This is a genomic window from Fibrella rubiginis, from assembly GCF_017353185.1.
GTDB classification, from domain to species: Bacteria; Bacteroidota; Bacteroidia; order Cytophagales; family Spirosomataceae; genus Fibrella; species Fibrella rubiginis.
This window is the reverse complement of sequence record NZ_JAFMYV010000001.1, coordinates 745424-768195: the sequence shown is the minus strand read 5'-3', so window position 1 is coordinate 768195 and position 22772 is coordinate 745424. Positions and strand designations below refer to the sequence as shown.

Annotated in this window: 17 protein-coding genes; 6 read left to right on the top strand and 11 right to left on the bottom strand. The window is 55.7% G+C overall.

Annotated features, from left to right (window positions below):
- Positions 1-13 precede the first annotated feature (13 nt).
- Positions 14-2536, top strand: coding sequence for a glutaminase family protein (locus tag J2I47_RS02960; RefSeq protein WP_229374219.1), 2523 nt, complete (start codon positions 14-16; stop codon positions 2534-2536).
- Between the two features lie 16 nt (positions 2537-2552).
- Here J2I47_RS02960 and J2I47_RS02955 read toward each other — a convergent pair whose 3' ends face one another.
- The 5 genes from J2I47_RS02955 to rpsT all read right to left on the bottom strand — a co-directional run bounded on the left by J2I47_RS02955 (position 2553) and on the right by rpsT (position 7056).
- A complete protein-coding gene (locus J2I47_RS02955) occupies positions 2553-3788 on the bottom strand; it encodes a 3-deoxy-D-manno-octulosonic acid transferase (RefSeq protein WP_207363049.1) in 1236 nt (411 codons plus the stop codon).
- Positions 3789-4002: 214 nt separating this feature from the next.
- Entirely contained in the window at positions 4003-5160 is a 1158-nt protein-coding gene (locus J2I47_RS02950) for a site-2 protease family protein (protein WP_207363048.1), read from the bottom strand.
- An 85-nt stretch (positions 5161-5245) separates the two neighbouring features.
- Positions 5246-5872: an HAD family hydrolase gene (locus tag J2I47_RS02945; RefSeq protein ID WP_207363047.1), complete on the bottom strand. Its 627-nt coding sequence runs from the start codon at positions 5870-5872 to the stop codon at positions 5246-5248.
- 103 nt (positions 5873-5975) lie between these two features.
- Positions 5976-6683 carry a RadC family protein gene (gene radC, locus J2I47_RS02940; RefSeq protein WP_207363046.1) on the bottom strand — a complete coding sequence of 236 codons (708 nt, stop codon included), beginning with the start codon at positions 6681-6683 and terminating at the stop codon, positions 5976-5978.
- Between the two features lie 106 nt (positions 6684-6789).
- Complete coding sequence (gene rpsT, locus J2I47_RS02935) at positions 6790-7056, bottom strand: 30S ribosomal protein S20 (RefSeq protein WP_207363045.1); 267 nt, start codon at positions 7054-7056, stop codon at positions 6790-6792.
- A gap of 239 nt (positions 7057-7295) precedes the next feature.
- Here rpsT and J2I47_RS02930 point away from each other — a divergent pair, with 239 nt between their 5' ends.
- Positions 7296-7691, top strand: coding sequence for a hypothetical protein (locus J2I47_RS02930; RefSeq protein ID WP_207363044.1), 396 nt, complete (start codon positions 7296-7298; stop codon positions 7689-7691).
- A 180-nt stretch (positions 7692-7871) separates the two neighbouring features.
- Here J2I47_RS02930 and J2I47_RS02925 read toward each other — a convergent pair whose 3' ends face one another.
- Together J2I47_RS02925 and J2I47_RS02920 are read right to left on the bottom strand one after the other, a co-directional pair.
- Positions 7872-8408: a Uma2 family endonuclease gene (locus J2I47_RS02925; RefSeq protein WP_207363043.1), complete on the bottom strand. Its 537-nt coding sequence runs from the start codon at positions 8406-8408 to the stop codon at positions 7872-7874.
- A gap of 388 nt (positions 8409-8796) precedes the next feature.
- Positions 8797-10251 (bottom strand): family 43 glycosylhydrolase, encoded by a 1455-nt coding sequence (locus J2I47_RS02920; protein WP_229374218.1) that lies wholly within the window; start codon positions 10249-10251, stop codon positions 8797-8799.
- A 173-nt stretch (positions 10252-10424) separates the two neighbouring features.
- On the opposite strand from J2I47_RS02920, the gene J2I47_RS02915 reads away from it, so the two are divergent.
- On the top strand, positions 10425-12905 hold the full coding sequence (locus J2I47_RS02915) for a zinc-dependent metalloprotease (protein WP_207363042.1): 2481 nt from the start codon (positions 10425-10427) through the stop codon (positions 12903-12905).
- 102 nt (positions 12906-13007) lie between these two features.
- On the opposite strand, the gene J2I47_RS02910 is transcribed toward J2I47_RS02915, so the two are convergent.
- The gene (locus J2I47_RS02910; RefSeq protein WP_207363041.1) at positions 13008-14498 is read right to left on the bottom strand and encodes a mandelate racemase/muconate lactonizing enzyme family protein; all 1491 of its coding nucleotides are present in this window, start codon (positions 14496-14498) and stop codon (positions 13008-13010) included.
- A gap of 97 nt (positions 14499-14595) precedes the next feature.
- On the opposite strand from J2I47_RS02910, the gene J2I47_RS02905 reads away from it, so the two are divergent.
- Together J2I47_RS02905 and J2I47_RS02900 are read left to right on the top strand one after the other, a co-directional pair.
- On the top strand, positions 14596-15516 hold the full coding sequence (locus J2I47_RS02905) for an RraA family protein (RefSeq protein WP_207363040.1): 921 nt from the start codon (positions 14596-14598) through the stop codon (positions 15514-15516).
- Positions 15517-15650: 134 nt separating this feature from the next.
- Complete coding sequence (locus J2I47_RS02900; protein WP_207363039.1) at positions 15651-16082, top strand: GNAT family N-acetyltransferase; 432 nt, start codon at positions 15651-15653, stop codon at positions 16080-16082.
- A 275-nt stretch (positions 16083-16357) separates the two neighbouring features.
- Here the strand turns inward: J2I47_RS02900 and J2I47_RS02895 are convergent, their stop codons facing one another.
- The 3 genes from J2I47_RS02895 to J2I47_RS02885 form a co-directional block, all read right to left on the bottom strand.
- Positions 16358-18748: a TonB-dependent receptor gene (locus J2I47_RS02895; RefSeq protein ID WP_207363038.1), complete on the bottom strand. Its 2391-nt coding sequence runs from the start codon at positions 18746-18748 to the stop codon at positions 16358-16360.
- An 81-nt stretch (positions 18749-18829) separates the two neighbouring features.
- Positions 18830-20014, bottom strand: a complete 1185-nt coding sequence (locus J2I47_RS02890; protein ID WP_207363037.1) for a DUF4249 domain-containing protein — start codon at positions 20012-20014, stop codon at positions 18830-18832.
- A gap of 11 nt (positions 20015-20025) precedes the next feature.
- A complete protein-coding gene (locus tag J2I47_RS02885) occupies positions 20026-21225 on the bottom strand; it encodes a PQQ-binding-like beta-propeller repeat protein (RefSeq protein WP_207363036.1) in 1200 nt (399 codons plus the stop codon).
- 448 nt (positions 21226-21673) lie between these two features.
- Here J2I47_RS02885 and J2I47_RS02880 point away from each other — a divergent pair, with 448 nt between their 5' ends.
- Entirely contained in the window at positions 21674-22291 is a 618-nt protein-coding gene (locus J2I47_RS02880) for a hypothetical protein (protein ID WP_207363035.1), read from the top strand.
- The last annotated feature ends 481 nt before the right edge of the window (positions 22292-22772 follow it).

Here is a 22772-nt window from a genome sequence, read left to right as displayed (position 1 = left end):
ACTTCTCGTTTTTATGAACCTCAACGACGGACACTCTCAGTCCCTCATCGGTGCGGCCAGCGCAGCATTGAACCCGCCCGCTACCCCCCTCATTACGGTTGATCCCTACACCAGCATCTGGTCATTTGGTGATCAACTCAACGACCAGCCCACCCGTCACTGGACGGGTCGCCCTCACGCATTAAATGGCCTGCTGCGCGTTGATGGCACTGTTTTTCGCTTCATGGGCAACCCTACGTTTGTGGGCGACACCGTGATGCGGGCGGCACAACCCCGCCAGGTCGGGGCGAGCTACACACCCTACGAAGCCAAATTCCGAACTGATTCGCCCGGCTCTGACCAGTGGATGCAACCCAGGTTTGATGATAGCCAATGGGCAACCGGACAAGCCCCATTTGGCTCACGGCCTGGCGACAAAACGGCCTGGACAACCAACGATATCTGGGTGCGCCGCGAGGTGGTGCTCGACCGGGTGCCGCAGGGGCGGTTACTGGTCAACGCCATCTATAATGACAACTACGAACTGTTCATAAACGGACAGCGGGTGGCGGGCGCGAGTGGCGTATCGCCCAACTACGAACTCACCAGCACCGGGCGCCAAGCTACCGATCTGCTGAAACCAGGTCGCAACGTCATTGCCTTTCACAGCCAGAACTTTGGCGGTCAGCAGTTTGTGGACTTAGGCCTGTTGCAGGAACGGAGCATGGATCTGCGCGCAGCCACGCAAACAGGCAAACAACTGTCGGCCACGCGGTCGCAGTATACGTTTGAGGCAGGCGGCGTGGGCCTGACCGTGACGTTTATGGCACCGCTGCTCATGGACAATCTGGATGTGCTATCGCGGCCCGTTCAGTACATAACCTACACGACACAATCGCTCGACGGTCAGGAACATCAGGTGGAGATATACCAAGACGCTTCGTCTGACATTGCCGTTGATAACCCCGGTCAGCCCGTAACGTGGCGGCGCGGGCGCGTGGCTGGAAAACAGCCGTTGAACTGGCTGCGAGTAGGCACCGCCGAACAGAAAATACTGGGTAAAAAAGGCGATAACGTCCGCATCGACTGGGGGCATCTGTACATCGCCGCACCGGGCCAGACCGGCACCAGCCACCGCATTGGCACCATGGCCGGGTCGGTGAATCAGTTCGAGCGTGAGGGACTCGTTTCCGATATCCGGGCGGGTGGTCGTCCCAACATGATTACCGACAGCACCGTGGTGCTGGCTACCTCGTTTAACCTGGGGCGCGTGGCCGACAAACCCGTAGAGCGTCACCTGCTGGTGGGCTACGACGACCTGAAAGCCATTGAGTACGTTGGTCAGCCCCTCAACGCCTGGTGGCGGCGCTACGACCGGCAAAACAGCACCATTGGGTCTGAACTGGTTATGGAAAAAGCCCTTTCCGCGGCAGAATCAGACTATGTTACGCTGAAAAAGACCTGTACGGCTTTCGACAGATCGCTGTATACCGACGCCCTGAAAGCGGGTGGCACCACCTACGCCGACCTGTGTGTGCTGGCGTATCGGCAGGCTATTGCCGCTCATAAACTTGTGGCGGGGCCACCAATGGCCGGCCCCAATGGCCAACCCCTGTTTTTCTCGAAAGAGAATTTCTCAAACGGCTCCATCGGCACTGTCGACGTGACGTATCCGTCGGCACCGCTGTTCCTGAAATACAACCCTACGCTGCTGAAAGGGATGCTGGAACCCATTTTCCATTACTCGGAAAGCGGGCGGTGGACCAAACCCTTCGCGGCGCACGACGTGGGTACCTACCCCATTGCCAACGGCCAAACCTACGGCGAAGATATGCCCGTGGAAGAATGTGGTAACATGCTGATTCTGACCGCCGCCCTGGCCCACGTAGAAGGCAATGCCAACTATGCCCGGCAGCATTGGTCTGCGCTGACCACCTGGGTAACGTACCTGAAGCAGCATGGTTTTGACCCTACAAACCAACTTTGCACCGACGACTTTGCCGGGCACATTGCCCGCAATGCCAACCTGAGCGTAAAGGCTATCATGGGCATTGCCAGCTATGGTTATCTGGCCGGAAAACTGGGCGACGCCACCACCGAAACGGAGTACCTGAGGCTGGCCCGCTACCTGGCTAAACAGTGGATGACACTGGCCAAAGACCCCACCGGCACCCACTACACCCTGACGTTTGACAACCCCGGTACCTGGAGCCAGAAGTACAACCTGATCTGGGATAAACTATTGAAGCTGAACATCTTTCCGGAGGAAGTAGCGCAACAGGAAGTGGCCTTTTACCTCACCAAACAGCAGCCGTTTGGCCTGCCGCTCGACAGCCGCCGCACCTACACCAAATCGGACTGGATTGTCTGGACAGCCACCCTCGCCAACAAGCAGGAGGACTTCGAATCACTCATCAAACCGATCCTCCGTTTCGCCACCGAAAGCCCCGACCGCGTACCGCTCAACGACTGGCACGAAACCACCAACGGCCACAAAGTCGGGTTTCAGGCGCGGTCGGTAGTGGGGGGTTATTTTATTAAGATGCTGGAAAAGTAAGTAGCCGTAAAGAATGCTACTGCCAGCTGCTACTTATTTTCTCCGTTGCGCCCACATTGTGGGCTACGTACTGTTGACAAATTGCCCCGGCCCGTTCGCGGGCCGGGGCATCTTTGTATAGATCGCCGACGATCAATGATAAATCAGTTGTGCTCTGAACCGGAAACGCACCGCCCTGGGCCACCAGGTCTATGGCTTCCTGAAATTTCTGGTAATTGGGTCCGAAGAAAAGAGGAAGGCCAAACGTAGCGGCTTCAAGGCAGTTGTGCAGCCCCTTGCCAAACGCCCCGCCGATAAACGCAAACGTGCCGTATTGATACAGCGACGTTAGCATACCAATGTTGTCAATAAACAGGCATTGGGCGTCTGCAAACTGACTGTCAGTCAATTGATCAATCGCGGAAAAGAGAATGGAGGGCTTCCTCAACTGCGACTGCCAGCCGCTGATTTGGTCGGGATGGATCTCGTGGGGGGCAATGATCACGCGTAATGGCTGGTTGAACCGGTTCAGAAACGGGATCAGCACGGCCATATCAGCCGCCCAGGCACTGCCCACTACCAGCACCGGGTCGTTGCCCACAAAACGAGCCACTTCGGGAATAGCCCGTTTGCCCGCCGCCACCTGCGCCACCCGGTCGAAACGGGTATCGCCCGCCAGCGTTACCTGGGTGATGCCAATACCACGGAGCAGATCCACCGAGGCTTGGTTTTGTACGAAAATGTGGTTGAAGTAGGTCAGCAGTTTTCGGTAAAAGCCACCCCAGGGCTTGAAAAAGAACTGATTGGACCGAAAAATAGCCGAAAACGAAATCGTTTCTACTCCGGCTTCGTGCAGGGCGCGGAGGTAGTGATACCAGAATTCGTACTTGATGAAAAACGCTTTTTGGGGACGCACCACCGCCAGCCAGTCGCGGGCGTTGGCGGCGGTATCGGCGGGGAGGTAGGTGACTACGTCGGCACCGGCGTAGTTCTTCCGCACCTCGTAGCCCGACGGTGAAAAAAACGACAACACAATCTGGTAATCTGGATGTTGTTGCCGAAACGCTTCGATAACGGGCCTCCCCTGCTCAAACTCGCCCAGCGAGGCGGCATGAAACCACGCCACAGGCCGCGCTAAGTCGAGTGGTTTCAGGGCAAATGGTTCACGCCACCGCGCCCGCCCCGCCACCAGCAGCCGCGCCTTCCGGTTGAACGGAGCCACCAGCCGAATGGCCAGGCCATAGAGGAAAATGGAGAGGTTGTAGAGAAGCATGGACGGGGTCTAGTGGCTGCTGGTGCGATGTGATCGCTGACGTAGTTTCGCGCTAGTGGCGTATTGCTGACGCGCGGCCCTTCGACAGGCTCAGGGTGACAGCCTATCTAAAGCAGCTCAGTGAGCTTGATTCAAGTTCTGTGTCACCCTGAGCTTGTCGAAGGGCCGCGCGTCAGCAATACGCCACTAGCGCGAAGCTACCTCAACTAAATTATTACGAAAACACAAACGGCTTAGGGCTAAAGCAGAGCAGAAACACCAGCAGGGCCAGCCAGCCTAGCAGTTGCCGACCGGTGCTGAGGGGTTCGTCTTCTTCCGTTTCGGGGTGGTAGATACCCAGAAAACGACCCAGCACAAAACCAAATACCAGAAAACCGGAGTATCCTTCTACCTGCGGGAAGAAAAACGACACACCAAACTGCACGGCTACGACAGATAGCGCGATCAACAGGTTGGTAATCCACTGCCCGGTCACCCGCGAAAACATCAGGAACAGGGCGGTGACGTAGAAAATAAGTTTGCTGAACTGATCCAGAAAAACGGCATCGTCTGACGTGGCAAAATCCGATACTTTAAACATACCCAGCCCGGCGTAGAAGACAAACCCGGTGAACAGCACGGGAGCCAGCGCGTTGAACCGCTTGCGGCCAATCAGCCCGTAGAGCACGTGCCCGCCGTCGAGCTGGCCGATAGGGATGAGATTGAGCGAGGTGAAAAACAAAGACAGGTAGCCCGCCAGCAGGTATGGATAATGCACCATCTCGTACGGGTGTGGCATCCGGCTGGGGTCAGCCACGTACGTCTTGAAAAACCAGAACAGCAGGTTATCACCAAACGCCACCGCCGACACCTTTCCCATGGCAATTTCGTCGCTCACGTGCTTGCCATAATCCAGCCCGAATTTTTTGTATTCAGGGTGAATGGTAAATATGTAGTCGATAGGGGGCAAGTGCGAAAAGCCGTACCAAAGTAACGCCAGCGCCACCACAAACCCCGCCAGCGGCCCGGCAATGCCAATATCGAAGTATTTTCGGCGGCTGCTGATGAACTCCTGAATGCGGATGAACGCACCCATCGTGCCAATGCTCTGCCCCAGCCCAAAACCCAGCCAGAGCGGAATGTAATAAGGCAGCGTAACCCGAACACGGTTGGCTTTCGCCACAAAATAATGCCCGAATTCATGCACCGTCAGTACGGTCAGAAACGGGATTGAGAAGTTCAGGCCAGCCCAGAATTCAGGCCAGCCCAGGGCACCAGTACTGGATGGCGGAACAAAAAACCGACCATACATCCACTCGGCTCCAGCGGCAGTAGTGGTAACCATGGTAATCAGAAACAGGAGAATATGAAGCCAGTACTTAGGTCGTTGCATTAGTAATGATAGTAGAAGCTGGACGTTGACGATTGGACACTATGGAACAACTTGTTGAGTCCCATGTCCAGCATTCAGGGTTGGTCTAAAAATCCTGAAGGTAGTCCAGCATTGTTTTCGGCGGCACCACGTGTACTGCCTGAATACCTAACGCAGCCGCCGCCCTGATGTTCCCCGCGTTATCATCGAAAAAGGCGGTTTCTTCGGCTACCAGACCCGCCTCGCCCAGTACATGCTGAAAAATGTCGGGGCTGGGTTTCGCCATTTTCAACTCGTGGGAATAAAATACCCGCTCAAAAATTTCCTCCAGCGTGGGTTGCCCCAGCGAAACCAGGCGCCGGTTCACCTCCCGAATGTGAATGGCGTTGGTGTTGCTGAGCATGAAAACCCGGTAGCGCGAAGCCAACTCCCGGATCCGGTCAATCCGCTCAACGGGCAGGTCAAGCAGCACCGAATTCCAGGCTGTATCAATCACTTCATCAGCCCAATGAGCAGGCGTATTGGGTCGATTGCCCATGATCTCGCGCACCGCCGCCCGGAACGTATCGTCGTCGATGAGGCCGGTTTCGTGTTGCTGCCAGATGCCGTGCTGCTTCCAGAGGGCCTCGGCATCAGCTTCAGCCATGTTAGCCAGCATAGCAAAATTGCGCAACGGAGCCCGCAGATCAATCGGAATAATCACGTCGCCAAGGTCGAAAATGAGGTTTTTCATGGGGAAAGAAGGGGAATGTTGGACACTGGATGCTGGATATTGGACGCTGGAGGTTGGGCAACAAGGAATGTCAGCTACCTAGTGTCCAATGTCCAGTATCCAACTATAAAATCCCCTCGTCCGCGAAGCTTAGGTAAGAACGGTCGGAGAAGATGAGGTGGTCCAGGATCGGCATGTCGAGCAGGCGGGCACCGTCTTTGAGCTTGCGGGTCAGGTCACGGTCGGCCTGTGAGGGCGTCAGGTTACCCGACGGGTGGTTGTGCACCAGAATAATACCGCTGGCCAGTTGTTCCAGGCCCGCTTTGAAAATAATGCGCGGGTCGGCCACGGTGCCCGAAATGCCCCCCGCACTGATCTGAACAGGCCGGATTACTTCGTTGCTCCGATTTAGCAGCAGCACCCAAAATTCTTCATGTGGTACATCGAGCAGATGCGGACGAATTTCATCATAGGCATCGCGTGAGCAGGTGATACGCCGCCGTTGCACCGGCTCCTGCTCCCGCCGACGGCGACCCAGTTCCAGGGCTGCCACAATGGTGATGGCCCGTGCCTCGCCAATACCCCGAAATTTGGAAAGTTCTTTCACGTTGCGCTTCGCCAGTTCGTGCAGACTGCTGCCTACACCCTCCAGAATTTTCCGCGCCACGTCTACTGCCGATAGGTCGGCGGTGCCCGAATTAACCAGAATGGCCAACAATTCGGCGTCGGTTAAGGCAGCTTTCCCTTTCAGCATCAATTTTTCGCGGGGGCGGTCTTCTTCGGCCCAGCTTTTGATGCTACGAAGGGGTTGATAGGCGGCTACATCAGTCATAGTCAGGTAGGTTACAAGTGGGCTTGCAAAGTACCGACCAGACAACAAAAAACCTTATCCGACTAGGCAGATAAGGTCCGTGTGGTACTGGAAAGTAGCCTGCTCTTTACGCGGCTACAGGTGCCATTTTGTTCACAAAGCGCGTCAACTTCGACTTATTGTTGGCGGCTTTGTTTTTATGGATAATGTTTCTCTTGGCCAGTTTGTCAAGCTTCGAGATAACGGTCTTGAGCAGGTCGCTGGCTTCAGCGTGGTCGTGGCTCAGACGTAGCCGCTTCACGAGGTTACGGGCGGTTACGGCCTGGTAGCGGTTCAGGAGCCGCTTTTTGGCATTAGTCCGTATCGCTTTCTTGGTATTTTTATGATTTGCCATTGGTACTGAATGTGTTCGGTTTCCGAAATGAGTGCGCAAAAGTAGCAGTTTACCCCGATAATCACAAGTAATAACCCCAATTCAGCCGTGCATTTGTTGTTCGGCAACAAACTGAATTAAAAATTGGGTAATTATTTGGCATATAAACGAATTCGCAAAATTTAATCTGTGTCGCCATTAAACTGGCACGCTATTTATTCGGTCAAATTAATAGATTTGGGTCCGTAACATTTACTACTATGAGAAGCATCACGTATGAAGCCCTTCAGGCCGAACAAGCTTGGATGGTGGTCTCCGACCAACTGAATCACCGCAATACCCTCCTATCGCGGGGTATATCCCAACTGGAGCGGCAACATCACTCATTGCCTGTGGCTAGCCGCCTGATGACGTTGCGCTACCACCTGCGCCAAAGCCTGCGTCGCCTCACCGCCGAAAGCCGTCAGCGCCCCACCTCTGCCGACCATGCCGCCGCGCTCAACCAGCAATGGTGCCATGTCCACGAACTGTATTTCCTGCTCCGTCAGGTAGACGCTGAACTCACCAACGCCCGCTACGAAAGCAACGACCTCAACGAGTGGCTCGACAGCCTCGAATCACGCGTGTACAAATCGGCGCTGGTACATTTGAATTGACTCGTAAACGATGAGTGGTAAGCAGGCTGATGCAAGAATGCACACATCAGCCTGCTTACCACTCATCGTTTACGAGTCATCAATCCTTCAGTATTCTATTTCATCCTCATCAAGCAACTGCTTGATATTGAGAATACAGCCATCGAGAACGGTGATATTTTCTGACCAGTCGACCACGTATCAGGTAGGGTCATTCTTATTGATGACGTAGGTTTTTTGGGCATTGGTAATGATCCATAATACCCCTTCCACGCCGAAGTCGAGCAGTTTACGGGCCTTCTCCATCAGGTACCCGTCAGAGCCATTATCGAACTCAGCGGCATCAGCTTTGATGTCTACTTCAATCACCACTTTCGGTGGCACATCGAATAATTTACCTTTCAGTTTACCAACGGATTCTTTATCGTAGATGACCACATCATTGGCGAGGTTGTTGTTCAACGCCAGGTGAATACCGATCTCGTTGGTGGCCAGCAGGTATTTTTTGCGGTTGATTATGCCAAACAAATGGCCATGAATCAGTGATACCAGCACACCCTGTAAATCGGAACAAGATACAACTTCTTCTATAGTTTTCTTCCCCGTCATCACAGCGCGGTAGTCCTTGTAGTACACCTGTTTTCCATCCCACAACTCATAGATAAGTGCAGAGGAAATAGCCGGAGCTATAAGTTCGCTTGCTTTACGACGCGGTCTCTTTTCGGCAATCGTGGTCATGGGTTCTTCGTTGCTGAGTGGCTGAACAAGTTTACGCCCAAAATGTGGCTTTCGCAAGGTACATTTCACTTCCCTTCAACCACTTCGCTTAGGCCCGAAACGCCGTTTTCGTTGAAGGCTTCCACGGCGAAATAATAGGCCACACCCCGGTTCAGGGCGCGGAGTTCAAACGGTTTGCCGGGCCTGCCAAATTGGTCGTTGGACCAGAACTGGTAAGTCTGGTAGAGTTTATTGGGGGCAATGCCCCAGCGGATGTTGTAGCCCAGAGCGCCGGGTACAGGTTGCCAGCTCAGGTCGGCATTCCGGTCATCTTTTTGCCGTTTCGCCAGTAGTCCAGTGGGCGTTACCGGGGCTTTGCCCGTGCCATTTCCAAAGATACGGAACCCATTTAGGGGCCGGCGGTATAGACATGCTCGTAGCGCACATAGCGGGCTTTTTCGGCGTTGGGCAGCGCTACATAGGCGCAGGCCCGGTCGCGCTTACCGTAGCGGGTGGTATCGGTGAGGTCGGCCAGGGTGCGCCATGTTTTGTTGTCTGACGACCCCAATAGTTTAAACTGGGTGTAGACCTGGGCATCCGTTTTGAAGATCGTGTTTTTATGGTCTACGTAGTTCACCTGCACCGCCCGGACGGTTTGGTCACTGCCCAAATCAACGGTCAGGGTTTCGCCGGGTTTGTTGCGCGTAGCCCAGAACGTGCGCGGGTTTTCGTCCACGACAAAGCCCGCCCGGAGGGTGTCGAGGGTGGAACTGGCCGTAACGGGCTTTTTGTAGTTCAGCAGCATCCAGCCCATGAACGTATCCTCGGCTTTTGGTCCGTTTTGGGTATCCCATTTACCCGTTGGCATTTTGTGCGGCCAGTCGCCGAAGCGGGTGTCGGCGTAGAGTTGGTCGGTCTTGTCAAACCCTGCCGGATGCATCACCATGCGCCGTTCCATACCCCACACGAGGCCAATCCACGAGGTACCGGTGTTCCAGTAGTTGCCCCATTCGTCCTGAAATGTGTTGCCGTGGCCACAGCCCGTAGCATAGCCGCCGGGGTGATAGGCGATGGGATTGTAAGGCGCATAGTCCCACGGTCCCAGTGGCGATTTGCTGGTGTAGGTGCCGTTGGCATAAACATTGTATTCGGTGCCGGGCGCGGCATACTGGAGGTAGTAGGTACCGTTATGCTTGGTCATCCAGGCACCCTCGGTAAACGGTTTCACCAGGTCGGCGTGGTTGGGGCCGAAGCGCTCCCAGCCATGCACCCACGGGTCGAGCCAGAACATGGGTTTGTAGGCCGTGGCGAGGTTCCGGTCGGCGTAGGTCAGGTTACGACTCTTGTCGAGTTCGGCCCCGAAAATCGGATACACGTTCGACGACCCCCAGTACATATACCATTTGTCGGTATCGGGGTCGTGGAAAAGGGCCGGATCCCAGGGGCCAATGTCTTTGGGCAGGCGCGGCAGCCAGCGGTTATAAAATTGAAGTTTGCCCGTTTCGGGGGCCGTCGACATCAGGATGGGCCGCTGCTCAAATGTAGACTGGAACAAATACAGCGTATCCCCCACCGACTCGGCAGCGGGGGCGCACATGTCTTCCATCGGCCACATCGACGGAGTGATAAATTTCCAGTTGAGCATATCGGTCGAGTGCCAGTAGCCGCCCTGAATGGTAGCGAAGAGGTAGTAGGCGTTCTTATGCCGGATGATGACCGGGTCGGCCCCGGAGCGGTAGGAAATACCCTCGTTGGTTTGTTCGAAATTATACCGATAATCGAGGTCGATAGGGTTGCAATAGGTGGTTTGAGCTATTGCGGGGGTGGCCAGGAGCGTAAAGAGCAGGTAGAGCCAGGCGTTCATCGGGTGGAAATTTGGTTAGCCAATGAAGCAAACCCGGCTGTCGATTTACTACGAAAGGGCACGTAGCGCGAAGCCACCAACAACCTCATTAACTAGTACAGGTAGGGAATTCGCAATTAAGGTGCAAACTGCCTAAAAACAGCTATTTTCCCGGTCTATACAACCTACTCACTATGCGTCATCGCTACTCGCTTGTCCTGCTGCTTACGCTGCTGACCCCGCCCCTGTTGGCCCAAACCATCACCGCCTTTACCGCCGGGATGGACAAACGGCCGGGCTTTTTGACTTTCTACTGGGATGCCAAAAAAGGCAAAATCTGGCTCGAAATTGACAAATTCGGGCAGGAACTGCTCTACTACCCTACCCTGGCGCAGGGCGTTGGCTCCAACGACATTGGCCTGGACCGGGGCCGCCTGGGTGCTGAACACGTAGTCACGTTTGAGCGGAGCGGCAATAAAGTGCTCATGATTGAACCCAACTACGGCTACCGCGCCCTCAGCCGCGATTCGCTGGAGCGCCGTGCCGTAGCCGAGTCATTTGCGCAGTCGGTCCACGCCGGTTTCGAGATTGTCGCTGAAGAGGGAAACGACCCGAATCGGAGGGTGCTGGTGGACCTGACGCCCTTTCTGCTACAGGATGCTGTGGGCGCTGTGCAGGCCATTTCGCAGACCAAACAGGGCACCTTTAAAGTCGATGCCAGCCGCTGTGCGCTCTACCTGCCCCGCACCAAAGCCTTCCCGAAAAACACCGAATTTGAAGCCACGATCACCCTTGCCGGCGACGCGCCCGGCCCTTATTTGCGGCAGGTGGTGCCTACACCGACGGCCGTAACCATGCGGCAGCACCACTCGTTTGTGGAACTGCCCCCGCTGGATGGCTCCTACACGCCCCGCCTGTTCGACCCCCGGTCGGGCCTGAACAATATCGAGTTTTTCGATTACGCCTCGCCCGTGAGTCAGCCCATTCAGAAGCGCTATATCACGCGGCACCGGCTGGCCAAAAAAGACCCCTCGGCCGCCATCAGCGACCCGGTGAAGCCCATCATCTATTACATGGACCCCGGCGCTCCCGAACCCATCCGGTCGGCGCTGATGGAAGGTACGAGTTGGTGGAATCAGGCGTTTGAGGCCGCTGGCTATCGTAACGCATTTCAGGTGAGGCTATTACCCGCCGACGCCGACCCCATGGACATTCGCTATAACGTGATTCAGTGGGTACACCGGTCCACGCGCGGGTGGAGCTACGGAGCCAGCATCACCGACCCGCGCACGGGCGAGATTCTGAAAGGCAAGGTCACGCTGGGATCGCTGCGGGTGCGGCAGGATTACCTCATTGCGCAGGGGCTGATGGCCCGTTTCGAGAATAACGCCGCCGACACCGCCGCGCTGATGCCAATGGCCCTGGCCCGGCTTCGGCAGTTGGCGGCGCACGAGGTGGGCCACACGCTGGGTCTGCCCCACAACTACATCGCCAGCACCGTCAACCGGTCGTCGGTGATGGACTACCCCCACCCGCAGGTAACTATTCTGGCGGGTAATAAACTGTCGCTGGATAGTGCCTACGCCCGTGGCATTGGTGAATGGGACAAGGCGGCTATTACCTACGGCTATCAGGATTTCCCGAAGGGCACAAACGAAAAAACGGCCCTGGATGCGCTTATTCAGGCTTATCTGAAGCGGGGGTTGAAGTTTCTGAGCGATCAGGATGCCCGCCCCGAAGGCAGTGCTCACCCTCAGACACATCTCTGGGACGCAGGAGGTACCGACGCCGTGGCCGAGCTTTCCCGTACGCTGAACATCCGGCAGATTGCCCTCGACAATTTCAGCGCGTCGAAAATTCCGGTGGGTACACCCATGGCTAATCTGGAAGAGGTGCTGGTGCCAATGTACATGTTCCACCGCTACCAGGTCGAGGCTACGAGCAAAGTGCTGGGTGGCGTGTCGTACAGCTATGCGCTCCGCGGCGACGGGCAGCCGGTTGTCGAGACGGTCCCTGCTGATAGGCAACGCCGTGCCCTGGCCGGGTTGATCACAACGCTCGACCCAAAAACACTGGCTGTACCGAAGGCTATTCTGGACCTGATTCCACCCCGCGCTTTTGGCTACGACCCCAACCCCCGCGAGGTATTCAAGCGCCATACCGGCCTCACCTTCGACCCCATGGGCCCACCCGAAGCCGCTGCCAACCTTACACTCCGGCTGCTATTAAACCCCGAACGCTGCGCCCGCCTGCTGAACCAGAAAGCGCAAAACCCCGCCATGCCCGGTATGACCGATATGCTTAAAGGCCTGATCGACCTGACTTTTAAACCGCAGGAGTACTACAAGGGTGAAGCGCGTACCTACGCTGAAGCTATTCAGCAGATGACCAGTCGACGCCTACTCGAAAGTCTGATTGCGCTGGCCACCGATAAAGACGCTGACAGTCGGGTACGGGCCGTGGCACATGATGCTATTCAGCACATCCGCTACTATTTTGTCATAGACCACTCCGTGCGTTCTCCCTTAAACCACGGCAGCGATAGCCAGTTGCTGTGGCTTATTCGACAATATGAGACTAACCCCCAACAGCCTCCCGTAACCAGCACCGCCCTTGCCGCCCCCGACGGTGCTCCCATTGAGCCAGGTTACGATTGGCTGGACTGTGAAAAGTGAATAGTGTTTAAGGTTCAACGTCTAACGTTCAAAGTTGCTGACGCGTGAGCAATACCTATGCGTCAGCAACTTTGAACGTTAGACGTTGAACCTTAAACACGTTTAACTCCACTCCCGATCCCACGAATCGCGGGTGTTCCAGACGTCGGTGGGGGCGAACCAGGTGCCGCCTTTTTTGAGGAATTTTTTGGCGACTTCTTCGTTCAGTTCCACGCCCAGGCCGGGTTTGTCGGGTACACGCACAAAGCCGTTGTCGACGATGGGTTTCAGGCCTGTGACAATGTCTTCCCAACCGTCTACGTCTACCCCGTGGTGTTCCAGGGCCACAAAGTTTTCGGTGGCGGCGGCGCAATGCACGTTGGCCATCATGGAAATGGGTGATCCGGCGAAGTGCATAGCCATCGGAACGCCCGCTTCTTCGGCGTAGTCGCCAATCTTTTTCGTTTCCAGAATTCCGCCCGACGAGGCCAGGTCGGGATGGATCATGTCGACGGCGCGGTTGTCGATGAGCTTGATAAACTCCTCTTTCAGGAAAATATCTTCGCCTGTGAGCGTCGGCGTGTCAATGGCGTTGGTGATCTGTTTCCACTGATCGGTATAGAACCAGGGCACCATGTCTTCGAGCCATGCCAGCCGGAACGGCTCCATCGCCTTGCCAATCTGAATGGCCGTGTTGACGTCGAAATGGCCGAAATGGTCGGCGGCAAGGGGCACGTCGTAGCCTACAATGTCGCGCACTTTGCCCACGTGCTCCACCAGTTTGTCGAGGCCTTTTTTCGTGACCTGAATCCGCGTGAAAGGATGCTTGGTCATGCCATAGTTGCCCACTTTGTTCTCCTTACCATTATACTGATTGGTGATGTCCCAGACGTTGGCCCCCACGAGCATGTCTTTCTGCCCGGCCAGCATGCCGATGCCGAAATCCATTTTCAGGAAAGAGTAACCCTTGCCCGTCCGCTTTTTCATGTTGGTGGCAAACTCCTCATACGTGCCGCCTTCGGGCGTGTCGGCGTAGAGGCGTACCTGATCGCGGTATTTGCCGCCAAGCATCTGATAAACAGGCACGTTATAAGCTTTTCCGGCCAGATCCCAAAGCGCCATTTCCACACCGCAAACGCCGCCCGCCGCCCGGCCATGCCCACCAAACTGCTTGATTACCTTAAACAGTTGCTCCACGTTGCAGGGGTTTTTGCCCAGCAGGCGCTGCTTTAGCATCAGGGCGTAGTTGGGGCTGGCACCGTCGCGCACTTCACCCCAACCCACCAAACCCTGGTTGGTGTCGATACGGATGATAGGGCTGCTAAAGGGCACTCCCACCAGGTTGGCAATGCGCATGTCCGTAATCTTCAGGTCGGACGGGGCCGCGCTGCGGTTCACTTTCTGGGTGGTAAACTCCAGTTCCTGATCAACGGCAAACGGGCTTTTCAGCTTATCGAACAGCAAACCCACCGACAGCCCACCGAGCGACGATTTTTGCAGGAAATCGCGCCGCGAAGGGGCAGAAGGCACCAGGAGTGGTGGTGTGGCAGTGGGCGTCAGTGCAACAGGTTTGTCGGGCGTTTGCCGGAGCAGGTTGAGTAGGGCTTTTTTCATAAGAGTAAGGGCGGTTTTCCCTCAAAACCAGCACCTACTAGTATTTTACTTACGTCAGTTACTTTCCCGGTAAATCCTTAACGACCAATTCTATAGTATGAAAAACCTATTCCTCTCCGCCCTGTCAATCGCCTTTTGCCTGCCTGCTTTCGCACAGATTCAGATGCCCAAAGAGCAACTCCAATTCTACACGGCTGCCTGGACCGGCGAACGCATGGCTGATGGTCGCCCGAAGGTATCGGACGGACTACTGCAACGGCTCAAAAAAGTGTCTTTGGAAGAAGCATGGGGCATCCTGAAAGGCGAAGGCTACAATAATCAGTTCGACGGTAACTGGCAGATCATCCGACCCGACCAGCCGATGGTGGGGCGGGTGCTCACGGCCCAGTATATGCCCGCCCGGCCCGACATGGAGAAGCCCATTAAAGAGCTTGGCAAAACCCAGGGCCGCAAAGGAAACACCAACTCGTGGCCCATCGACATGCTCCAGAACGGCGATGTCTACGTGGCCGACGGTATGGGCAAAATTGTGTGGGGTACCCTCATTGGCGACAACCTGGGCAATTCGATCTACGCCAAAACGAAAACGGGCATCATCTTCGACGGCAGCGTGCGCGACCTGGAGGGGCTGGAAGACATTGCCGGCTTTAACGGCTGGGTACGCGGGTTTGACCCCAGCTACATTCAGGAGATGACCATGACCTGCGTCAACTGCCCCATCCGCATTGGGCGGGCCATTGTGCTTCCCGGCGACGTGGTGCTGGCCAAAAAAGAAGGCGTCATTTTCATCCCTGCTCACCTGGCCGAAAAAGTGATCCTCAACGCAGAATTCATTGGATTGCAGGACGGGTTTGGTCACCAGATGCTGCGCGAAGGCAAGTACACCCCCGGCCAGATCGATCAGGCCTGGACCGCCGACATCAAGCAGGCTTTCCTGAAATGGATCGACGCCAATCCCACCAAAGTCCCCATGCCCCGCGCCGATCTGGACAAATTTTTGAAAGACAAGAACTGGTGAAGGGATTTACGATGGACGAATGACGATGGACGATTTTTGCTGACGCGTATACCCCCCGCCCTGAAGGCGGTCCGACGGGTCGGAACCTGCAGGCGCGTCAGCAAAAATCGTCCATCGTCATTCGTCCATCGTAAATGAAAACCCGCCCCGCCTCTCCTGAAGACCTGCCATTCGTGTATGAATGCCTCTGCGAGTTGGAGGAAATAGCGCTGGATTTTGGCGCGTTCAAATCTATTTTTGAAGCAAATCTGGCTAACACCAATGTTCATTACGTAATTATCGAGTTAGATAATCAGTCAGTTGGGTTTGCCAGTTGCCATGTGCAGGGGCTATTGCATCATGCCGGTCTGGTAGGTGAGATTCAGGAAATGTATGTACTGCCCAACTACCGCAGCCAGGGCGTTGGGGAGGTGCTCATTCGGTATTTTATGGACCTGGCCCGCCGCGAAAACTGGGTTCACCTGGAAGTTACCTCCAACCGCCGTCGCACCCGAACACACACGTTTTATGAACGAATGGGCTTCGTGCAGACGAGTTTAAAGTTTGTGTGGAGAAGGGAGGTTTAAGGTTTAAAGTCCAAGGTTTAACGTTGGCTACGCGCGGTAGGTTGCTGTCGCCTGGCCCTTCGACAAGCTCAGGGTGACAGGAAACTAGAATCAACTTACCTGAACTGCATCAGATGGGCTGTCACCCTGAGCTTGTCGAAGGGCTTCGCGTCAGCCATACACTACCGCGCGTAGCCAACCTTAAACCTTAAACCTTAAACCTTAAACCTTAGACCTTAAACCTTAAACCTTAGACCTTAAACCTTAAACCTTAAACCTTAGACCTTAAACTCCCCTCACTTGAACACAAAATTATACGCCAGCGAGGCGATGGGGGCGGCGAAAATCTGGAGTTGGTAGGCGCTGGTTCGGCCATTTTCGGTTTTGAAAAAGACGGAATAGGCGTTATCCCGGCCATAGAGGTTATAGATCGTAAACGCCCAACGGCCCTCCCACCGGCGCTGTGCCATGCTGGGGTTATAGATATTCCAGACAAAATCGAGGCGGTGGTAGTCGGGTAGCCGGGCCTGGTTGCGCTCGCCGTAGTAGGGGTATTGCTGCTGATCGATGGTGACGTAGCCGGTGGGGGCGGTATAAGGACGACCCGTGCTGTAGGCGAAGGTCAGCCCGAAGCTATTGTGCTTATCGACGTCGATGGTCATAGATGCGTTGAGCGTGTGCGGGCGGTCGTAGTTGGCGCGGTACCAGGTGCCCCCGTTCACGTTTTGCTCTACCGACATGCCTTCATAAACCTGGTTCAGCGTGCGGGCGTAGGTGTAATTGATCCAACCCGTTAGCTCACCCTTTTTCTTCGAAATCATCGTTTCCAGCCCGTAGGCGCGGCTTTGTCCCTGCAAGAGCTGCGTTTCGGGATAAGGTTGCAACAGGAAATCGGCCCCCGGCCGGTAGTCGATGATGTGCTGCGTACTGCGCCAGTAGCCTTCTACGGTCAGTTCGTAGACGTTGTTGTGAAAGTTCAGAAAATAGCCCGCCGTAAACAGCTGGCTTACCTGCGGGCGGATGGTGGCGTCGGCTGTTTTCCAGCGCGAGGTGGGCAGTGGCGTAGTGGTGTTGGTGACCACCTGCAAAAACTGCCGCATCAGGTTGTACCCCACTTTCAACAATGCGTTTGGCCCCAGTGTGTAGCGAACACCCAGCCTCGGCTCAAAACCGCCGTAAGCCTTCGACACCTGCCCCGCCCCGTAGCGCACTGAGTCAATCACCGACACGTCGTCGCGGGGTTCGCCGGGGCGGTATTGACGCACCAGCGACGGACCCATTGCCAGAAACTGAGCGTAGCGCAACCCTACCGACACGGCCAGATTCGGACCCATGTTTCGTTCGTAATCAGCGTGCAGGGCCAGTTCAAAGGCATTTTCGGTGGGCGTGGTAATGTAGTTGACCTGCGTACTGCCGCCCGGCAGCAACGTTCCCGGCTCAATGCGGTAATGCACACCGCTGAGGCCGATTTCCAGCTTCTGGCTGGGCAACGCGATGTTCAGCGCCGACTTAACCTGCCGCTGCAACACCGACGACCGCAGTTGCACCACGTTACCTGAATTGAGTTCGGGCGAGAGGATCGTGGGTACGTAATGCACGTAGAGCGCGGTGGTCTGCAGGTCGGCGCGGGGCGAGAGCGTGCGGAACCAGCGGGTCATCAGGTTTAGCGTCTGGTGGTCATAGCGGGTGGCGGTGCCGTTTACGTTGGGCAGGTTGGCCAGCAGCCCCGTCTGGAACAGGTCTTTGCTGTAATAGGCCGTGGCGGTCAGGGTGTTACGGCTGTTGATGCGCCAAAATGCTTTCACCACGCCATCGCCAAATTTGGCCTTAATATCGGCCAGTCGGTCAGAAATACGAGGCAGCAGGAAGTCGTTGAACGCTCCGCGTCCGGCCATCAGAACACCCAGCTTCCCCTTCACTATCGGGATGTCGGCGGTGATTCGGTCCGACACAAAACTGATGCCCCCAGCCAGTTGCGCTTTGTCGAGAACGGGGTTCCGCAGGGTCACGTCGAGTACTGCCGCCGCCCGGCCACCAAATCGCGCAGGCACGTTGCCTTTGTAGAGATCTACCGTACCGAGCACGTCGGGCGGAAACACCGAAAACAGGCCAAACATGTGGGTGGGGTTAAAGATGGGCGTGTCGTCGAGCAAAATCAGGTTCTGATCCGTCGTGCCGCCCCGGATGTTCACGCCGTTGCTGGCTTCACCCACGCTCGTCACGCCCGGCAGCAGTTGCAGTCCGCGCAGCAGGTCGACCTCGCCAAGGGCGGCCGGTATTTTTTTCAACGTGGCAATGTTCAGCTGGTTGACGCCCAGGATGGGTTTCCGAACGTATTCGTCAACGCCCTGAGTTGTCACCACCACCTCCTCCAGTTGGCTGGCCACGCTCACCATGTTGATGTCGAGTGTTTCTACGTCATCTGCCCCACCAACCCGAACAATCCGGCGAACGGGAGTGTAGCCTACCAGCCGCACCACCACAGTATGTTCGCCCAGACTGAGCCGGATGCTAAAGTGGCCGTCGCCATCGGAGGTGGTGCCAGTCAGTAGTTTACGGTAGTCGACCACCACGGCCACGCCCGCCAACGGCCGCCCCGTGAGCGAATCGCGTATGGTGCCGTTCACCGTGCCAGTTTGGGCAAGGGCCGTGGTGGATAGACACAGAAAGAGAAGAGCTATTTTCATGAATAATGTTGAGCGAAGCGTTGCTCCGTAGTCAGTGCTGTTGCTTTATCACAGCGGGGCAATGTCCTGCTTAGCAACTATTTATTGATTCCAACCCGGCGGAAGTTGATCGGTGCGGTAGCGACCGGGAACACACAGAGCCGAGGGCAGCCCTTTGCCATATTCCGTTTCACCCTTAGGCACCTCCACGTTGGGGACGCGGCCATTTTGAGCATAAAAAAGCCCCTGAAACTTTCCCGTCGACGTCACATTTTGCCGGTTAATCTTGTACCGGTTCACGGCCACCGACGAGGCGGCAAAATAACCTATCACGTTTTCGGCAGGGTTGGCCCTATTTTTTACATTACCCGAAATTGGGGCCGGGGGGGCGTCGGCCAGGGTGCCGGTGTTCTGCACCTGATCGGCAAAGAGTTTGTAGTACCGGTACGCATTAGCCGATAGCGACAACTGTTCAACCACGATCAGGGCAGGGTCGCGCTGGTAAACAGGTATACTAGCTACTTTATGCCCCACCTGCCGTTGGCCGTTGGTGTAGGTGTCGGCAAACACGTCGATGTCGGAGTTGTAAAATATGTCCCAACAATTTCCCCGGCAAGTGTAGTCGAAGAGGTTCCTGACAGAGAGCGATGAGTCGGGTACACAGCCAATGACTTCAATCGGGCCAGAGCCAACGGGACCAATATCACGCAGCACGTAGCGGCCTTGCTGGCATGTAGCGCACCAGGCCTGGGTTTCGTAGAGTCGCCACCGCCAGAGGTAAAAATTGCGCGTGGCAGCCGGATCAGCAAAGTCGATATAAATATCATTGGCGGGAATGGGCAGCCCGTCGGCGGTCGTTTTGGGACCACGCAGCGTAAACTCATCATAGGCCCGGCTAATGGCCGGCACCGTCGTCATTTCTTCCACCGACGATGCATACTGTGCGCCTTCGCTGGTTCGAAACCGAAGTTGATAGGTGTTGCCCACTTTCCCGCGAAAACCGACGGGCAGCACATAAGTACCCGGCTGCGTTTCGGTCAGCAGCACCGTTTCGGCACCATTCACAATAACCTCAACCAGGGCATTGCTGATGGGTGTGCTGACATTGACGCTGTCCTGGCTCGACCGCGATTGATTTAGCGTAACGGTCTGTTGGTCGGCCAGGTCAGTGATGGTTCCGCTTACCACCACCAGCCGGGAGTTCAGTGCCAGGTCGGGGTCATACGTGCTGACGCAACCCAGCAATAGCCCCAGCAGACCAATAAGACTATACTGTCGAACCTGCATAAACAAAAGGTTTAATATGACTTCCCCGCCCCGCTTACGCCTGGGTATGTACCCACGGCCACTTCTTTCTGGGCAGCCACAGGGCTGGATACCACTACCCCACCCGTCTGAAATGACCAGCGAGCCTGCTTCGTTACCCGGTTGATAGCATATACCCGACCATCGTTACTGCCGACATAAACGGTCTGGCCCGTCACAAACGGCGTTCCATACAGATCGTACTGGGTTTTATAGGTCCATTGCACGGCGCCGGTGGTGGCACTAACGGCATACAGGGCATGGTCGCGGCTACCGATATAAACCGTTCCGATGGCTACCACCGGGCTACCGTTTACCCCCCCGCCCGGCTTCACCGCCCACCGTTGCTGACCGGTAGCGGCATCCAGTGCGTAGACCGTGCCATCGACGGCAGCCAGGTAGAGTACACTGCCCGCCACCACTGGACTAGCTTCAATAGCCGAACCGGCCTGTACCACCCACCGAGGCTGCCCCGTAAGTGCATCTACGGCATAGCACTTTTTGTCGCTGCTGCCTATGTAAACTAAACCGCCTACCACCACAGGGCTGGAAAGAATGTAATCGTTTGTTTTTGTCATCCATTTCAGCGCACCCCGGTCGGCGGTAAAAGCGTATAGATTGCCGTCTAAGCCACCTACATACACGAGTCCGTTGGCTACGGCGGGACTGGAATAGAACCCATAAGCCGCTTTATAAGACCATAATTGCCGCCCTGTCATGGCGTCGAGGGCATAAAAAACCTTATCAATGCTGCCCACAAACACCCGTCCGTCTACCACCGTAGGGCTGGCATACACGTAGGTGCCTGATTTGAAACGCCACCGCTGTTTGCCCGTTTCAGCGTCTACGGCATAGACATACTGGCCATTACTGCCAAAAAACACCAGTCCGTAGGCTATTACGGGGCTGGATCTAATGGCCGTGTCGGCCCGGAACGTCCAGCGGGGTTGACCAGTGAGGGTATCCAGCGCATAGAGGTTTCCGTCGAAACTGGCTGCATAGAGCAGCGGTGCCGTGATGGATACCGCCACGGGTGGCGTTACGCTGCCCGAAGCAGGCTGGGTAACAGGCGTGAGGTCGGGGGTGTTGTGCTGCTTACAACCCGACAGACTGGCTCCGGCACCTGCCAGACCACTCAACAGCCCGGCATAAAGCCAAAGACGGCGAACCGCAAATCGGTAGAAAAACGGCATAAAAGGAGTGTAAACGTTGAGTTAACCGAAAAACCTAGTTAGTTGGTTGATTTACTTTATTGCAGAACGGTTGCTGCTGCCCTGTAGTGGGCTGACGTGGTAGCACCGAAGCTCCAGCTTCGGTAGTTAATGCCTGGCCCGTTGTTCACTCCCGAAGCTGGAGCTTCGGCGCTACAACGGTCTGTCACCTTGAGCCTGTCGAAGGGCCGCGCGTCAGCTCACTACAGCGCGTAGCTAGACCCCGTTCTGTGTCTCTACGGGCTAGGGTGATGAGCTACTCAACAGCGGTTAGTTTGTCAGACCAGTTACAGGATTAGCAGAGCTAATAGGATTAGTTAACAAACTGACAACCAGTTCTCAACCTATCTTACTATAAACCATTAACCAGATTTATATAATCCGTCGCGGGCGGAATGCGTTGTAGAAGAGCGTCTTTATTCTACTCTCTATGCGTTCATCTGCCGGTCTGCTGGCCGTATGTATTGGTTTATCACTGTCGGGTTGCCACCGACCCACGGCCACGTTTCAGCCATCCAGGCGCGAGGTTTTCTACACGCCGATCACGCCCCGCTCCACCGCCGAACCGGCACCAACAACCAGCCAGCCTACCCCCGCCGAACCTGCTGCGCCACCCGTTGCCTACGCCGACGCTACCCCTGCCATCCCATCTGCGTCTGTGCCCGCCACCCAGCGCATTCAGGAACACCACGTCCGCGCCCAACGGCTGTTAATGCCCCGCCCCGCACCTACCCCACCCGTTGCGCCCGACCAGGCAAGCCAGCCAGCAGACGATTTACAAAACGGCCCCGGACCAGGCCCTAAGCAACGCAAAACCCTGCGCGAGATTTTGGGCTTGCCCCCCAAGAAAAAGCTGAACTGGTGGCAACGCATCTCGTGGCAGTTAAAAGCGTCGATTGTGGTGATTCTGGTGGCCGTTGTTTTTGCCATTCTGAACATCACCATCCTGGCCATCATTTTCGGCATCATTGGTGCCTACCTGCTTATCCGGGGCCTGAAAAAGAGCTTCAAAGTGCGCCGGGGCATTTTCGGTCTGGGTGGCGGTTGATCTATCCTGTCTCAGTTAGTGCAGCCATAGAATCGCACTGGAAACGATATGGATTTTAGGGAAAGGGTCATCTACTGTGAAACAGCCCCTTAGCGTTTTATGCTTTTGCAATCAGGCAAACAGAGATCAATCATTTTACTGGTAGTATGTCTACTTGGCGCACTTACCCGTGTGCATGCGCAGCAAGGGTACATCCCCGGTGTAACAGACATTACCACCATAACTACACCGTCGGAATTAGATTCAGCGGGTCACGCTCGGTTCCTGAAAAAGAGCTGTCAGGACTCTACTTGTTTTGTGCGACAGCTTACCGACGTTGAAGGGTTTGTAAACTATAGAAAAGACCTTAGATCTTATGTGATCGAGTATGCCTGGCCCAATACGATTGACAGTAAATGGATTGGTATTGTTTGTCAGTGGCCTCAAGCCACTCATTGGCTGGGTAAACGCGTAATTTTCAGTGGCCGGTATTTTCAAGCTC

Bases quoted from the DNA above. Each gene is read 5' to 3' on its own strand.
- J2I47_RS02915 (WP_207363042.1), top strand. From the start codon at position 10,425: ATGCGTCATCGCTACTCGCTTGTCCTGCTGCTTACGCTGCTGACCCCG.
- J2I47_RS02890 (WP_207363037.1), bottom strand. From the start codon at position 20,014: ATGCAGGTTCGACAGTATAGTCTTATTGGTCTGCTGGGGCTATTGCTG.
- J2I47_RS02930 (WP_207363044.1), top strand. From the start codon at position 7,296: ATGAGAAGCATCACGTATGAAGCCCTTCAGGCCGAACAAGCTTGGATG.
- J2I47_RS02960 (WP_229374219.1), top strand. From the start codon at position 14: ATGAACCTCAACGACGGACACTCTCAGTCCCTCATCGGTGCGGCCAGC.
- J2I47_RS02925 (WP_207363043.1), bottom strand. From the start codon at position 8,408: ATGACCACGATTGCCGAAAAGAGACCGCGTCGTAAAGCAAGCGAACTT.
- J2I47_RS02950 (WP_207363048.1), bottom strand. From the start codon at position 5,160: ATGCAACGACCTAAGTACTGGCTTCATATTCTCCTGTTTCTGATTACC.
- J2I47_RS02885 (WP_207363036.1), bottom strand. From the start codon at position 21,225: ATGCCGTTTTTCTACCGATTTGCGGTTCGCCGTCTTTGGCTTTATGCC.
- J2I47_RS02905 (WP_207363040.1), top strand. From the start codon at position 14,596: ATGAAAAACCTATTCCTCTCCGCCCTGTCAATCGCCTTTTGCCTGCCT.
- rpsT (WP_207363045.1), bottom strand. From the start codon at position 7,056: ATGGCAAATCATAAAAATACCAAGAAAGCGATACGGACTAATGCCAAA.
- J2I47_RS02920 (WP_229374218.1), bottom strand. From the start codon at position 10,251: ATGAACGCCTGGCTCTACCTGCTCTTTACGCTCCTGGCCACCCCCGCA.
- J2I47_RS02910 (WP_207363041.1), bottom strand. From the start codon at position 14,498: ATGAAAAAAGCCCTACTCAACCTGCTCCGGCAAACGCCCGACAAACCT.
- J2I47_RS02955 (WP_207363049.1), bottom strand. From the start codon at position 3,788: ATGCTTCTCTACAACCTCTCCATTTTCCTCTATGGCCTGGCCATTCGG.
- radC (WP_207363046.1), bottom strand. From the start codon at position 6,683: ATGACTGATGTAGCCGCCTATCAACCCCTTCGTAGCATCAAAAGCTGG.
- J2I47_RS02900 (WP_207363039.1), top strand. From the start codon at position 15,651: ATGAAAACCCGCCCCGCCTCTCCTGAAGACCTGCCATTCGTGTATGAA.
- J2I47_RS02880 (WP_207363035.1), top strand. From the start codon at position 21,674: ATGCGTTCATCTGCCGGTCTGCTGGCCGTATGTATTGGTTTATCACTG.
- J2I47_RS02895 (WP_207363038.1), bottom strand. From the start codon at position 18,748: ATGAAAATAGCTCTTCTCTTTCTGTGTCTATCCACCACGGCCCTTGCC.
- J2I47_RS02945 (WP_207363047.1), bottom strand. From the start codon at position 5,872: ATGAAAAACCTCATTTTCGACCTTGGCGACGTGATTATTCCGATTGAT.